Here is a 13409-nt window from a genome sequence, read left to right on the forward strand (position 1 = left end):
GGCCATCAAAGCCGTGGCCGCCAGGCCGGCGAGAAGTTTCTTGCCAAATGAACGCATAGTTTTCTGCCTTCTGTCGTCGTGACTGCCACGTATCGGGGCGTGGCAGTTCATCTGTGATTATCACTGAGTTAACCCGGCAATGTGGCCTGCACTACGCCGCACACCCGACTGTGAGCGGCCTATCGGCGGCGGTTCTGCCCGGCGCAAACTCCTATAGCAACTGGTCGGATGTGGGAAAAATGGGAAAATTTAAGGGGGTGGGCGGCGGGGGAGACCTCGGCCACAATACCCTCTTGTGGGTGTGGTTGAATCCGTGAGTTTGGTTCTTCGGACCCTGTGGCGGGGCGGAAGGGGCGACGGGTAAAAGTCGGCGCTTTTGTGCGGTGGCCGGGTGATGCAACGGCGCGGCCGACAACTGTCCGCGAAGCAGACTTTATGGTCTCTACCAGCGATGGGGCGCTGTGACGCGGGAGGGGTTGCCGATGTGTGCCCGGCCGGTGGGGCGGGAGGGGTGGGGTGTGGGTGCAGGCGTTCCGGACGGGTGTAGCGGGGGTAGGTGACATGTTCATCCACTGACAACATCTTCGTGTGTGACCCGGCCGGTTCCCGCCGGGATTATTTTTGTCCGGAACTGGTCAATAACAAAAGTCTTAGTCCCGCTTAAGGTGGGGGTGAAACCCTGCAAAACTGCCTGTTGGCACGGTGTCCGGACGCGGAATGCATGGGATGGCCGGGGCCGGGCATTTTGGCCATTTGCCACTGTGGACAAGGGGTGGGGTGGGTCGTTGGAATCCGGTGTGTGGCGGTGGGCAAACCGGCGCAGATCACCCCCGGTGCACCTGGTGGCGAAGTGTCGTTCCGGCACGGCCGGGAGTATGAGGCCATAAGATGCCGGGAGTATGAGGCCATAAGATATTGGCAGGCCGACCTGCTGTCGGAAAAGCGCTTCAACGAACACGGTTATCTGTGTCAGGGTGGGGCGTGGCACCGGGGTCGGCGGAATGAGTCCAAAGGCAATGAGGAACAACCCTGAAAAGGCGGTGCACCAGCTGTGGGACCCCGTGATCTTGTCCATGCGGTGGGAAAACTCGACCCGGCTGTTATCAAGCAGGCGGCCGTGGGCACTGTCGATGCGGCATTGACGTGGCAGCAGCCGAAAGCGCAACAGATGGTGGCCCGGCTGCGGCTGGTGCACCCGGATAAAACCCCCGCCGAAATCATGGCGCTGATCACCAAGGACTATCTGGCCACGGTGGCGGCCGGTGGCGTGGGTGCCGGGGCGGCCGCTGCCGTGCCCAACGGTGCCGTGCAGGTGCCGGCGGCCCTGGCTGACTTGACGCTGTTTCTCAAACGCTCTGTTCTTTACGTCCTCGCCGCGGCCGAGGTGTACGGGGTGCACAGCCTGGATTTGGAGCGCCGCCGATTTCTGGTGATGATGGTGCTGGCAGGTGACAGCGCGAACAAAAAAGTGGTGGCCGCACTGGGTAAAAAAGCCGTGCCGCACTGGGGAAAGGGCATCATCAAAGCCATTCCCATGGCCAAGATCAATGCCGTCAATAAAGTGCTGGGACCCAGGTTCATCGCCAAATACGGTACGAAACAGGGGGTGCTGGTTCTCGGCAAGCAGGTGCCCCTGGCACTGGGCGCCGTGATAGGGGTGGCCGGAAATACCGGTTTCGGCTACGGCATTGTGCGTTCCACGAAAAAAATGCTCGGACCCGTCCCCGATACCTGGGACGAGCGGGAAGAAGCACGGGAAAGCTGAAAAAGCACCCCGGTCGATCGCGGGCAGCTGTTTTTTCACTGTGCACGCCACCGGATGTGTCGGCACTCCTGGTGGCCGGAGAGGGAAGCGAGTGTGCAGTTGGGGCTGGTTATTCCAACCTCCGGTTAACCCTGGGTGGGGGTGGGGAGGGAGGTTTTCATATCAATCAATGAGCGCTCCAGCTGAGGCTGGCCTGGTCTGATGCTGGGTGGGATGGTGTCGTGCGCCGCCACGTGGGGGATGGGGGTGGGTTTTGAATGAGGGCCACGCTATCATTCTTTTGGTTAGCGTCACCTAAAAAGAAAGGCCTTCCCAGGCATGGCTTACACATACCCGCACCCGGCCCTGTTGTGGTGCCACGAAGGCACCGCCACCGTGACCTGTGCGTCCAGCCGCTTCGAGATGACCGAAGGTGAACTCATGTACACCTCCGGGGCCTCCACCGTGGAGGAAACCGGACTGGTGATTCCGATTTGGTTTGCCGATATGCGCATCGACGGCCCGACCCGCAAAGTGCACATCGGTCCCGCCTGGTCGGATGTGATGGTGGCCGAATTTTCCCGTTCACTGGGATATTTGAAGGGGTCGAAAACCCTGTCGCCGGAGGTTGCGCGGCTGTTTTCCGATCCGGCGGCCCCGCCCCGGATGCCGCAGGCTGCGCAGGCCCATGCGGTGGCCACCGTGTTGGCCGATAATCCCGCCGATCAAACCGCCCTCGAGGACTTTGCCGCCGCCCACAATGTGTCGGCACGGACCCTGCAGCGGCAGTTCCTGTCGTCGACGGGACTGACGTTTTCCGAGTGGCGCACCGCCTACCGGGTGTCGTCGGCCGCGGAACTTCTGGCCATGGACTTTTCTGTGGCGGTCGTGGCCAATCTGGTTGGTTTCGCCGCCACCAGCTCACTGACCCGGGCATTCCGCCGGCAAACCGGCTGTACCCCGTCGGCGTACCTGCCCGGTACCGCAGGTCAGAACCCGGCCGGCACCCCGCCGCAGATTCCCTCCTCAACCACCTGGCACCGCACCCGCGGCGATGACGTCACCTTGTGGGTCTACAAGGGAACAGCCACCCTGACCACCACCGGCTACTGCCGCTTCCTCGGGGCGGGGGATACCGCCACCATTCCGGAAGGCACCAACACGCGGCTGGATATTGCGGCAGGTTCCGTGGCCCTTCCACTGGGATGGGACGATGATATTGACGCCACCCCCACCCTGCGGCAGGTGGTGGCCCGCTACCGGTCGGCTTTCACGGTCATCCCCGCGGAGACCTCGGGAAGCGACAATGTGTTCGGATTCACCCGGCGCATGCACCGGGCGCGCAAACTGTTGACCACGGGACTGAAGCCGAAAGAAGTGTCGAAACAAGTGGGCTTCCGCACCACGAGCGCTTTCTCCCGGGCATTCAAGGGTATGCACGGTCTCAGCCCCCGCGACTTCCAGAACCGCCTCGTCGAGGCGGCGGTCAGCGGAAGCTGAAACAACAGCCCCGGGCAATCACATCTCCCGGGATGTCACCCTTGGGCCACCGCCGGATTGATCTCCGGCGGTGGCTTGATTTTGCCCCACGCCGGGTGTCCGGTGCTGCCGGTTGGGGGTTAAAAATGCAAAAAGGGAACCCGCCCACCAGATCGTCCGGGGCGCCCCGCCCGACGATCTCGCAGCTGAACCGGTCACTCCCTACCCCCGGATCCGCCGGGAGGTACTGCTCCGGCCGGTGCCGGCTACCGTCTGCGGCCGGTGGCGGCCCAGTCGTTGAGTGCATTGCCGAAAATATCGTCTGCCCGCGGTGACGGATCAAGAAAGCTCTGCTCCCAGGCCCGGGCCACCGTCGGGGGATAGATCCCGGTGTGCTGAAGGACCGCGGCGGAAAAAGGAACCGGATTGGTTCCGGATGCGGTAATCACCCGCCGGTCGAATACCACCCGCTCCTCCCGGTAGAAATCGGCCCCGGCGTAGCCGGTGCGGTCGAGAAGTTCCCTCCTGTTGGAGGTATGGGCCCTGGTGTCAACAAGTCCGGCCGACGCCAGGGCAATGGTCGCGGTACAGATCGCGGCCACCACGATGGTGTCCGCCGTCAGTGCGCGTGCCAGGGCGGACAATGAACCGATGATGCGGTGGATCCCGCTACCGCCGGGGAAAACCACCCCGGCGAGCTGGCCCTGCCGGGCGTAGGTTTCAAGCCCGGGGAAACTGACATCCGGCCGCACCCCCATTCCACCCATCGATGTCACGGGGGCGGTGGATTCGGCGGCGAACAGCAGACCCACTTTTTCTTCCCCGGCCGGGCGGAAATGCCCGGCCATGGCTGTCTGGGCGGTGATATGGGCGTACTGCCAGTCAGCCATGCCATCGAAGACACACACCACAAGATGCTTCATGACACCACAGACTACGTGGCAGAACCGCTGCCGCAGGCGGGACGGCGGCCACGGGGGCGCACCGGGTTACCGCCGTTATAACGAAACGGTTGCAGTTGACTGTCCGGGGACGGTGGGGCGGGAACTAATCGGCTTTCGGCCCCGTTGAAGACTGTGAAACCCTTTCCCGGACGACCGGGAATTGAGGGCCGCACTTTTTTCACATACGGCACCACCCCGCCGCCGGTGAGTTCACCGGCAGGTAACCGGTGGACCCATCCCCGGGGCTGTTTTTTAAAGGCTTTCGGGCTAGAGAGAGGAATTGTTGAAGCACCAATGAGGAGCAGCAACCCCGTTTTCAGTTCGCTGACCACCGACAATCGTTCCGGTCAGCAGGGCCAGGCATATCCCGGCGCCGACTACCAGGGCTACGGCCGACCGATTGCCGGCAACCAGTACGCCCAGCAGCACGGCATGGGCATGGGTGCACCGGCCGCAACCGGCGACGAGGCCCGCCCCATGACCGTTGACGATGTGATCACCAAAACCGGTATCACCCTCGGGGTGATTGTGGCCGGTGCCGTGATCACCATGGCACTGTGCCTGACCAAACCGGGTCTTGGACTCATGCTCACCGGTGTCGGCGCCATCGGCGGCCTGATCACCGTGCTGGTGGCCACCTTCGGCAAAAAATACGGCTCGAAAATGGTCACCCTCATCTACGCCGCTTTCGAGGGCCTGTTCGTCGGTGGCATCTCCTTCGTCTTCACCAGTACCCGGATCGGTGGCGCCCCCGCCTTCGACATGATTATCCAGGCCGTGATCGGCACCCTCGGGGTGTTCGCCGGCATGCTCTACGCCTACAAGACCGGGGCGATCAAAGTCACCGACAAGACCCGGCGCATCATCACCGGCGGCATTATCGGTGTCCTGGTGCTGGCGGTGGGCAATATGCTGCTGTTCATGTTCACCGGCCACAACCCGCTGACCAACGGCGGACCGCTGGCGATCGTGTTCTCCCTGGTGTGCATCGGCCTGGCCGCGATGAGCTTTTTGACCGACTTCGACGCCGCCGACACCCTGATCCGCCGGGGTGCCCCCGCCAACTACGCGTGGGGCGTGGCCCTGGGTCTGGCGGTGACCCTGGTGTGGCTCTACACCGAAATCCTGCGGCTTTTGAGCTACTTCCGCAACTAAGGTGCCCGCGCCGGCTCACTGCCGGGGCATGCAACGGGAACAAAAGAAATCCCGCACACGAACACAGCGGCCGCCGGGGCTTGTTTTATCTTGCCCCGGCGGCCGTTTTGCGCTCGTGTGCCTGCTGTCTGCCGCGGCCGACCACGGTATCGCTTGCCCGGGTGGTGTTCCGTCTGGTCGGCGGGCACACCCGGGTCGACACCCCGGGTGTGGTGGAGCATTCACGGGCTATCCCAGCCACATGGTGTCCCCGTCGACGACGACATGGGAGAACACTTCATCGCCGCCGGGGGTGGGGATCGGTTCTGACAGTTCCACGACAACACCGGGAATGGTGGTTGTGGTGCCGTCGTCCGCCACGGTCACACGGGTGCCCCGCCCGGTGGCGCCCTGCGGGCTGCGGGTGAGCCAGGTAATGGCTGTCAGCCTGTCGTTGTCCGTGGTGCAGTCCAACGACATCGAGAGGGGAACAGGCGCCGCCGGCCCGACACAATCGATGAAACCGGGATGGTCTTTCCCGGTGGCGGTGGCCGGATCCGGACCCAGGGGCCAGGCGGTGGACGGTGAGTATGTGGCGGTGCGGATCTTTTTCTCCGAGGCCACCTCACCGGGGGGTGAACATGCGCACAGCGCCACGGCAGCAACTGCTGCCGTGGCGCTGATCAGGCATAACCTCCGCATGGGAGTGGCTGTGCCTACTTGTCGGCGGGGGCCGGGATTTCCGTGGCGGTGCGGACCTTCTTGTCGGAGGGCACTTCGCCGGGGGGAGTGCAGGCGGACAGGGCCAGTGCGGCAACGGTGGCAGCGGCAGTGAGTCGGATGAATGTCGTCATGGGTGTGCCTTTTCCTTGGTTGTCGGGGGTGGGGAAACGATGGTGGGCCACAACCGGCCGGTTGCCGGGACGACTGTCACTGACATCGTCCCGGCTGGGGTGCAGCCCTTTTTCAGGCAGGGATGAGAGCCGGGGCCAAGCGGGGCCTAGCTGTTGCGCAAGGCCGCGTATTTGGCGGAATCGTAGGGTTCGGCGGTGACGATGGTCACTTCGATCATTGCCCCGTTGGGGGCTTTGTAGCTGCGGGTGTCGCCTTCCCGGGCACCGACGATCGCCTCACCGAGGGGGGAATGCTCGGAGTAGGTTTCCAGATCCTTGTTGTCGCTGGCCGCGGCACGGGTGCCGATGAGGAAGGTTTCCTTGTTGTCTTTGTCGCCGTTGTAGTAGACGTGGACAACCGATCCGACATGGGCCACGCCTTCCTCGGCGGCGGCGCGTTCGGTGGTGGAGTTGGTCAGCAGCTTCGAGATCTGCGCGATACGCGCTTCCTCTTCGACCTGCATTTCACGCGCGGCGTCGTAACCGGCGTTTTCTTTCAGGTCGCCTTCTTCGCGGCGTTCATTGATTTCCGCGGCCACAACAGGCCTGTGCGCGATCAGCGCATTGAGTTCTTCCTCGAGTTTCCGCTTGGTCTCGGGGGTGATGTACTGCTTCTGGGGCTCGGTCATGGTGTTTTCGGCTAACTGTCCTCGGTGTCTTTTTTCAGTGGTGCGTGTGACCGGAAGGCGCCATCACACCGGACGGTGGTGCGGCGGCGCGGGCCACAGGCGTGTCCGCCGGATGTGGCATCACCCGGTGACATGCTGCTTAATGGTCGAATCGTAGCACAATGGGTGTGGCCCGGATACGGCGTGCGCCTTCGGTCCAGCAGCGCCCGGTGAACCTCCGGTCTAGGCCACGGATCCGGCGGTATCGGCCGGGGCCGCGGCCGGTTGTTTCACCGAGGCCAGGTAGGGCAGGGCGACAAAGACCGCACCGCCGACGGCGTTACCCAAAAGCACCACCACAAGATTGCGGGCCGCCCCTGCCAGGGTGACGGTGTCCACCCCGTGGACAAGACCCAGCGACAGGGTGGTCATATTGGCCACCACGTGCTCGAAACCGCTGGTGACAAAGGCCGCCATGCACCAGGCCATAACCACCATTTTCGCCACCTCGTTGGTGGCCCGGGTCTGGGTCCACACCGCCAGGCACACCAGTACGTTGCACATGATGCCGCGGAAAAACAGCTCCCCGGTGGGTTTGTGGACTTTCGCCTGGGAGACCGTGGCCATGTAGTCGGCCACCGGGCCGTGGTCCATGATCCCGCTGCCCTTGATCAGCAGGGCAATAATGATCGAGCCGACAAGGTTGCCGATGATCATCAGGCCAATGGCCCGCAGCCCGGCGGGGATGCTGATCGACCGTTTCGCCCAACCGATCGGCACCACCATCATCGCGCTGGTGACCAGCTCGGAACCGGCGAAGACCACCAGGATGAGACCCAGGCCGAACACCAGGCCGCCCACCAGCGGCGCCCAGGGGATGTTGTCGGCGGCCAGGGGGCCTGCGGCGGTGAACATGAACACATCGGCGATGCCGATAAACGCCCCGGCAAGAATGGCGGCCACCAGGTAGCGGCCGGTGTCGCGGGACGCGTGGTCTTTGTGGACTGCGCCGCTGATCTGCTGGTTGAGCGTATCTGGCAGGCTGAGCATGGCGGGGGAGAGTCCTTTCAGGGAAAACGACTGAAGGTGGGAAACAGGCGGGACTGCCGGGGGCGGTTGTTTTTCGCGCACCCGGATCACGTCACCGGCCGGGTGTGCCCGCTGCGGCCGGGGATTACTGCCCGGGCTGGTATCCCGACGACGGGGTGGTCAGATAGGGCGGGATGGTTCCCGAGCAGCCGTAGACTTTGGCGGCCACCGCCTGGTCGGTGGTGGGGATGACAACCGAAAAGCGCTGGACTTTCGGTCCGCCGGGGGCGATGAGGAACTCCCGGCGGCCGACTTCGTCTTTGTCGTAGGCCAGCGCATTGACAATGCAGTAGGAGGCTTTGTCCGGGTCTTTCCGGGAGACATCGACATCGATGCGGATTTCATCGTCTGTGATGCGTTCCCAGCCGGCCACCGTCGTCGAGACGTTGACCTTCTGGCTGTTGCTGACATAGTTGAACACCACCCACAGCCCGACAAACAGCACCACCACCGCGGCGATGGCCACCAGTTTGCCGCTGATGGTCGATTCGTTGCTCACATTGTCATAGCGCCCGGAACGCCGGGCCGGTGTGGTCGCCTTGTGTGCCATGGGAACGAAAAAGATCCTCTCGGGGTGGGCGGGGTCGTCAACGACGGGCCGGGGTGGGCCGGATCAATCCTATTACACCCGGCTGCCCGGTGTGGTTGAGGGCAAGCAGCTGGATGCGGCAAGCCGCTCCGGTGGGGCGCTGACGCACACCCCCGCGGCATCCGGGCGCTGCTGGCGGGGAAGCGGTGCCGCGGTAAGGCCACGGGCGGGAAGCCGAGCAAGGACGACCGGCACAAAAAAGCCGGCCCCGCCGGAGCCGGTGGGGTACAGGGCTGTATGGTTTATCTGTACCAATCGGTTCATATTGTGGCGGTCCGGTTGTCCCGCCAGTCGGCCGGCGGGATGCGCCCGCCGGGTGGACGGGCGCTAAGATGACCGGTCACCGGCCGGTAACGGCGCTGCCGCACGGTGTGCGGTGCACCGCCGGGAACCGGGAAAAGACAGCGCCCACCATTTTTTACAGAAAGTGATCGGAAACTGATGTCCGGACTGAGGATTCTTGCGGTGCACGCGCACCCCGACGATGAGGCGAGCAAAGGTGCCGCCACCACCGCCCGCTACGCCGCCGAGGGCCACCGGGTGATGGTGGCGACCCTGACCGGTGGGGAAGCCGGGTCGATTCTCAACCCGGCGATGGACAAACCGGGGGTGCTGGACAATCTGGCGTCGATCAGGAAGCGGGAGATGGCCGCCTCCGCGCAGGCCCTGGGAGTTGAGCACCGCTGGCTCGGCTTCACCGATTCCGGCCTGCCGCAGGGCGATCCGCTGCCGCCGCTGCCCCAGGGTTGCTTCGCGCTGGTCGATGATCAACTGGCCGCCGCCCCGCTGGTGCGGCTGGTGCGCGAATTCAAACCGCATGTGATGATCACCTACGACGAAAACGGCGGCTACCCGCACCCGGACCACATCAAAACCCACACCGTGTCCATGATCGCCTGGGACGCGGCCGGTGATCCCGGCTACACCGATCCCACCGGGGATGATCCCGGTCAACCGTGGACCCCGCTGAAGCTGTACTACACCCACGGTTTCATCCCCGACCGGGTGGAAAAATTCCATGCCGCCCTGGTCGACCAGGGGTTGAGCAGCCCGTTTGAACCGTGGCTGGAGCGCTACAGGACATCCGGCAGGCCCACTGTGATGGAGCGGGTGACCACCCGGGTGCCCTGCGCCGACTATTTCCCGCAGCGCGATGACGCCCTGCGGGCGCATGCCACCCAGATCGATCCCGACGGTTTCTTTTTCGCCGTCCCCACCGCCATGCAGCAGCGCATCTGGCCGACAGAGGAATTCGAGCTGGCCGCAACCAGGGTCAGCGCCCCGGTGCCGGAAGATGACCTTCTGGCAGGCCTGGACGGGGTGGACCGCTAGACTGGTGGCCTGCCGGGAAGGCGGGACCGTCCGCCTTCCGGCAGTCGTCGGCGCGGCATCGGTTATTCCGCCGCAGCCGGTGCCAACCCGTCTTTTTCCCAAGGAGCACACAGTTTGTTCAACGACATGATTGTTTCCGTCCTCGCCCAGGCGGATCCGGGTGTGCCGTCAGGCTCCGAATTCGGCAAAGCCTCCCCGGTGGGTCTGTTTGTCACCGTCGCCCTGCTGGTGGCGGTGATCTACATCGGCTACGCGCTGACCCGCCGGATGCGCCGACTCAACCGCCGCAGGGCGTTCGCCGAAGCCCACGGGCTGGATGTGTTCGACGAACAGGCCGTCGACGAGGCCATGCGTGAGGCGGGTCTTGCCGACGTGGATAAAAAACGGTGGTTCTAGTCGTATCCGCTGCACCGGGTGTGAGCTGCCCGGATCCTCTGCCGCGCCCCAGGGGCGGCGCACCGCTATCGCGCCGGGTGCGGCCGCGATAGGATGGCCGATGTGGAGTTGTTGCCGAAGCTGGCCTACCCGGCCTACGAGAAAAGACTGCGCCGCCAGTTGCGCGGTCGACCGCGGCCCAGGCATGTCGCGATCATGTGCGACGGCAACCGCCGGTGGGCCAAAGAAGCCGGGTTCACCGACGTTGCCCACGGCCACCGGGTGGGGGCGAAAAAAATAGGTGAGGTCGTCGGCTGGTGCGCCGAAGCCGGGGTGGGGCTTGTCACCGTCTATTTGCTGTCGACTGAAAATCTCAAGCGGAGCCAACATGAGCTGCAGCTTCTGCTCGACATCATCTGTGATGTGGCCGATGAGCTGGCCGCCCCGGAACGTGACTGCCGGGTACGGCTGGTCGGCCACCTTGATCTTCTTCCCGCCGACACCACCGACAGGCTCACCCAGGCGGCCGTGGCCACCGCCGGGCACGGCGGGATCACCGTCAATGTGGCGGTCGGCTACGGCGGCAGGCAGGAAATCGTCGACGCGGTCAAAGACCTGCTCGGCGATCTCCAGCAGCAGGGAGCCACACCGGAGCAAATGGTGCAGGCCATTGACGCCGACGCCATCGCCGGCCATTTGTACACCTCCGGGCAGCCGGACCCGGATCTGGTGATCAGAACCTCCGGGGAACAGCGCCTGAGCGGTTTTCTGCTGTGGCAGGCCGCCTATTCGGAAATCTGGTTCACCGACACCTACTGGCCGGCTTTCCGCCGCATCGATTTTCTGCGCGCCCTGCGCTCCTACGCCTCCCGGTCGCGCCGCTTCGGCAAATAGTTGACCCGGGTGCGGCCGCCGGTGGTGTCCCTGGGGGCCGCGGCGGCCACGTGTTTGCGCCGGGGTGAGGGTGGATGGCACTCTGGCAGTGAAAAACACCGTCACCGCCCATCACCGGCACCCCGGCGGCGTCGGCAGCATTTTTCTTGTTTTTTCCACCCTTTTCCCAGGCAGGATGAGCTGATGAACGCCGTCGTTGTATTCGACACCACTTACGGATCGAGCAAAACATACGCCTGTCTGCTGGCCGACAGGCTCGGGGTCGAGGCCGTTGCCGCCGACGATCTCCGCGATGTGTCGGCCACCACCGGGCCGGTGATAGCTGTCAGCCCCAACTATGGCGGACAGATAGCCGGCGCCGACTGGCTGGTCGACCACCTGCCCGACGGGCGCCCCGGTGCGCTGGTCACCGTGGGCATGTCCGAATCGGAGTGGGTGCGGGCCAAAGACCCCGCCCGTGACGCACTCGGCCCGCTGGCCGGGAGGGTGGAACGGTTCTACCTGCCGGGCCGGTTCATCTGGTCGGGGATGTCCCGGCTGCACAAATCCATCATGTGGTCGCTGGCGAACATGCTCAAAGCCAAACCCGTGAAAACCCTCAACGACCGGATGCTCATCGATTCGATCGGCCACGACATCGACCGGCTTGACCCAGCAGAACTCGACCCGGTCGTCGACTGGGCGCGCACGGTGTAGCAACCAGTCTTTATCCTGTCCCCGGCACCCGGTTCCGGGAGAATTTTCCACCGACCACAAGGACCCGCCATGGCTTCCCCACAGCGCCCATCACCCGTCCCGGACTACGGCCCGCCGCTGGTGAATCTGAAAATATGGTTGGCGGTGACCGCCTGTGCTGCAGGTACGGCGATCCTGGTTGCCGGGATGTTCGGCTGGCACGCCAGCGGGGTGGACTGGCCGGGCTTTGTGGTCGCTGCGCCTTTGGGGATGTCGTTTCTTCTGGTCCGTCTCATCCAGGTGGCTGTGGCCGGTGACCGGGCAATCATCCGTGATGATCCGACAAAAGCAGCATCGGCCGCCGGTCTGGCGCTGGTGTTCACCGTGCTGGTGGCCACCGGTATTTTCCGGGAAGCAATTTTGGTGGTGTGCGCCGGATTGTTCGTCGGCGGTTCGGCGCTGTTGTGCGCCTGGTCGATGGGGGTGCGTACGGTGCTGGATCCGCGCATCAGTGCCTCCGGGCCGGCCCGGGTGGTCCGCGGCAGCCGTAAAAATACCGGTGGTTCATCCCGCGGCAGCGGGCTGCGCGGCGGGGCGACAAACAGCACACGGCGCAACCGCACACGCCGCCGCTAGCCGGAACCGGCCCTACAGTTTGCGCATGCGCACCCGCTGCACCAGGTGATTTTCCCCTTTGTCCAGCACCAAAGAAGCCCGCGGCCGGGTGGGCAGAATGTTTTCCACCAGATTCGGCAGGTTCACCGACTGCCACACTTCCCGGGCGAGTTTTTCCGCCCTGGCGTCACTGATTCCGGCGAATTCGCTGAAATGCGACTCCGGCCGGGTGAAGGTGGTGTCTTTCAGATGCATGAAACGGTCGATGAACCACTGCTCGATGTGGTCGGTGCGGGCATCGACGTAGATGGAGAAATCGAACAGGTCACTGACCATGAGGGTGGGGCCTGTCTGCAGCACGTTCAACCCCTCCAGGATGAGAATGTCCGGCTGGTCGACGGTGACGAATTCCCCGGGCACCCGGTCGTAGAGAACGTGGGAGTACACCGGTGCTTTCGCCGGGATACCGGCTTTGACGTCGGAGACGAAACCGAGCAGTTCCCGCTGCTCGTAGGATTCGGGGAATCCCTTGCGGTCCAACAGCCCCCGCGCGGCCAGGGTGGCGGTCGGGTACAAAAAACCGTCGGTGGTCACCAGATCGACCTGCGGGTGGGAATCCCACCGTGACAGCAGCACCTGCAGCAGGCGGGCGGTGGTGGACTTACCCACCGCCACCGACCCGGCGATACCGATGATGAACGGGATCTTCGGGATCGGTTTACCCAGAAACACCGAGGTCGCTTTGGTCAGTCGGCGGTGGGCCTTGATCCGCAGGTGTATAAGACGGGTCAGGGTCAAATAAACGTCGTCGACTTCGTCGATGTCGATGGCGTCGCCGATGCCGCGCAATTTTAAAACCTCGTCGCGGGTGAGCACCTGCGGTACGGAGGCCCGCAGATGCTTCCACGTGTCGCGGTCGAAATCAATGTACGGGCCGGGCTGGGTGCCGGCATCCGTGGTGTCGGCGGGGGATGGCTCCATGGACTCTATTGTGCAACGTGGTGCCCCGGCCCGCTTCACTGCGGGTCCACTAGTGCC

Annotated in this window: 15 protein-coding genes; 8 read left to right on the forward strand and 7 right to left on the reverse strand. The window is 64.1% G+C overall.

The genetic code is table 11. From position 1 onward, the window contains the following. Window positions 1–1051 precede the first annotated feature (1051 nt). Window positions 1052–1765 (forward strand): hypothetical protein, encoded by a 714-nt coding sequence (locus JZY06_RS09195; protein WP_330617237.1) that lies wholly within the window; start codon window positions 1052–1054, stop codon window positions 1763–1765. A gap of 318 nt (window positions 1766–2083) precedes the next feature. Further along, on the forward strand, window positions 2084–3244 hold the full coding sequence (locus tag JZY06_RS09200) for a helix-turn-helix domain-containing protein (RefSeq protein ID WP_207279252.1): 1161 nt from the start codon (window positions 2084–2086) through the stop codon (window positions 3242–3244). A gap of 245 nt (window positions 3245–3489) precedes the next feature. On the opposite strand, the gene JZY06_RS09205 is transcribed toward JZY06_RS09200, so the two are convergent. Next, entirely contained in the window at window positions 3490–4146 is a 657-nt protein-coding gene (locus tag JZY06_RS09205; RefSeq protein WP_207279253.1) for a DJ-1/PfpI family protein, read from the reverse strand. Window positions 4147–4461: 315 nt separating this feature from the next. Between JZY06_RS09205 and JZY06_RS09210 the strand changes: the two genes are divergently transcribed. Beyond that, window positions 4462–5322, forward strand: a complete 861-nt coding sequence (locus JZY06_RS09210) for a Bax inhibitor-1/YccA family protein (RefSeq protein WP_207279254.1) — start codon at window positions 4462–4464, stop codon at window positions 5320–5322. Between the two features lie 228 nt (window positions 5323–5550). Here the strand turns inward: JZY06_RS09210 and JZY06_RS09215 are convergent, their stop codons facing one another. The 5 genes from JZY06_RS09215 to JZY06_RS09235 all read right to left on the reverse strand — a co-directional run bounded on the left by JZY06_RS09215 (window position 5551) and on the right by JZY06_RS09235 (window position 8441). Next, the gene (locus tag JZY06_RS09215; protein ID WP_207279255.1) at window positions 5551–6003 is read right to left on the reverse strand and encodes a hypothetical protein; all 453 of its coding nucleotides are present in this window, start codon (window positions 6001–6003) and stop codon (window positions 5551–5553) included. A 14-nt stretch (window positions 6004–6017) separates the two neighbouring features. Then, complete coding sequence (locus JZY06_RS09220; protein WP_207279490.1) at window positions 6018–6155, reverse strand: hypothetical protein; 138 nt, start codon at window positions 6153–6155, stop codon at window positions 6018–6020. Window positions 6156–6301: 146 nt separating this feature from the next. Continuing rightward, window positions 6302–6823: a transcription elongation factor GreA gene (gene greA / locus JZY06_RS09225; RefSeq protein WP_207279256.1), complete on the reverse strand. Its 522-nt coding sequence runs from the start codon at window positions 6821–6823 to the stop codon at window positions 6302–6304. A gap of 222 nt (window positions 6824–7045) precedes the next feature. Then, window positions 7046–7852, reverse strand: a complete 807-nt coding sequence (locus JZY06_RS09230; RefSeq protein ID WP_207279257.1) for a formate/nitrite transporter family protein — start codon at window positions 7850–7852, stop codon at window positions 7046–7048. A gap of 124 nt (window positions 7853–7976) precedes the next feature. Further along, entirely contained in the window at window positions 7977–8441 is a 465-nt protein-coding gene (locus JZY06_RS09235) for a DUF4307 domain-containing protein (protein ID WP_207279258.1), read from the reverse strand. A gap of 480 nt (window positions 8442–8921) precedes the next feature. Between JZY06_RS09235 and mca the strand changes: the two genes are divergently transcribed. From mca to JZY06_RS09260, 5 genes are all read left to right on the forward strand, one after another. Continuing rightward, window positions 8922–9812 (forward strand): mycothiol conjugate amidase Mca, encoded by an 891-nt coding sequence (gene mca, locus JZY06_RS09240; RefSeq protein WP_207279259.1) that lies wholly within the window; start codon window positions 8922–8924, stop codon window positions 9810–9812. A 126-nt stretch (window positions 9813–9938) separates the two neighbouring features. After that, window positions 9939–10208 carry a hypothetical protein gene (locus JZY06_RS09245; protein ID WP_207279467.1) on the forward strand — a complete coding sequence of 90 codons (270 nt, stop codon included), beginning with the start codon at window positions 9939–9941 and terminating at the stop codon, window positions 10206–10208. 93 nt (window positions 10209–10301) lie between these two features. Next, window positions 10302–11081, forward strand: coding sequence for an isoprenyl transferase (locus JZY06_RS09250; protein WP_207279260.1), 780 nt, complete (start codon window positions 10302–10304; stop codon window positions 11079–11081). 183 nt (window positions 11082–11264) lie between these two features. Continuing rightward, window positions 11265–11777, forward strand: a complete 513-nt coding sequence (locus JZY06_RS09255) for a flavodoxin domain-containing protein (RefSeq protein ID WP_207279261.1) — start codon at window positions 11265–11267, stop codon at window positions 11775–11777. A 69-nt stretch (window positions 11778–11846) separates the two neighbouring features. Further along, the gene (locus tag JZY06_RS09260; protein ID WP_207279262.1) at window positions 11847–12392 is read left to right on the forward strand and encodes a hypothetical protein; all 546 of its coding nucleotides are present in this window, start codon (window positions 11847–11849) and stop codon (window positions 12390–12392) included. A 12-nt stretch (window positions 12393–12404) separates the two neighbouring features. Here JZY06_RS09260 and coaA read toward each other — a convergent pair whose 3' ends face one another. After that, complete coding sequence (gene coaA, locus JZY06_RS09265) at window positions 12405–13352, reverse strand: type I pantothenate kinase (protein ID WP_207279263.1); 948 nt, start codon at window positions 13350–13352, stop codon at window positions 12405–12407. Between the last annotated feature and the right edge of the window lie 57 nt (window positions 13353–13409).

Source organism: Corynebacterium mendelii, from assembly GCF_017307055.1.
GTDB classification, from domain to species: Bacteria; Actinomycetota; Actinomycetes; order Mycobacteriales; family Mycobacteriaceae; genus Corynebacterium; species Corynebacterium mendelii.

Excerpts from the sequence above, each read along its gene's own strand:
- greA (WP_207279256.1), bottom strand. The coding sequence starts at position 6,823 with ATGACCGAGCCCCAGAAGCAGTACATCACCCCCGAGACCAAGCGGAAA.
- mca (WP_207279259.1), top strand. The coding sequence starts at position 8,922 with ATGTCCGGACTGAGGATTCTTGCGGTGCACGCGCACCCCGACGATGAG.
- coaA (WP_207279263.1), bottom strand. The coding sequence starts at position 13,352 with ATGGAGCCATCCCCCGCCGACACCACGGATGCCGGCACCCAGCCCGGC.
- JZY06_RS09200 (WP_207279252.1), top strand. The coding sequence starts at position 2,084 with ATGGCTTACACATACCCGCACCCGGCCCTGTTGTGGTGCCACGAAGGC.
- JZY06_RS09210 (WP_207279254.1), top strand. The coding sequence starts at position 4,462 with ATGAGGAGCAGCAACCCCGTTTTCAGTTCGCTGACCACCGACAATCGT.
- JZY06_RS09255 (WP_207279261.1), top strand. The coding sequence starts at position 11,265 with ATGAACGCCGTCGTTGTATTCGACACCACTTACGGATCGAGCAAAACA.
- JZY06_RS09230 (WP_207279257.1), bottom strand. The coding sequence starts at position 7,852 with ATGCTCAGCCTGCCAGATACGCTCAACCAGCAGATCAGCGGCGCAGTC.
- JZY06_RS09215 (WP_207279255.1), bottom strand. The coding sequence starts at position 6,003 with ATGCGGAGGTTATGCCTGATCAGCGCCACGGCAGCAGTTGCTGCCGTG.
- JZY06_RS09220 (WP_207279490.1), bottom strand. The coding sequence starts at position 6,155 with ATGACGACATTCATCCGACTCACTGCCGCTGCCACCGTTGCCGCACTG.
- JZY06_RS09250 (WP_207279260.1), top strand. The coding sequence starts at position 10,302 with ATGGCCGATGTGGAGTTGTTGCCGAAGCTGGCCTACCCGGCCTACGAG.
- JZY06_RS09260 (WP_207279262.1), top strand. The coding sequence starts at position 11,847 with ATGGCTTCCCCACAGCGCCCATCACCCGTCCCGGACTACGGCCCGCCG.
- JZY06_RS09205 (WP_207279253.1), bottom strand. The coding sequence starts at position 4,146 with ATGAAGCATCTTGTGGTGTGTGTCTTCGATGGCATGGCTGACTGGCAG.
- JZY06_RS09235 (WP_207279258.1), bottom strand. The coding sequence starts at position 8,441 with ATGGCACACAAGGCGACCACACCGGCCCGGCGTTCCGGGCGCTATGAC.
- JZY06_RS09245 (WP_207279467.1), top strand. The coding sequence starts at position 9,939 with ATGATTGTTTCCGTCCTCGCCCAGGCGGATCCGGGTGTGCCGTCAGGC.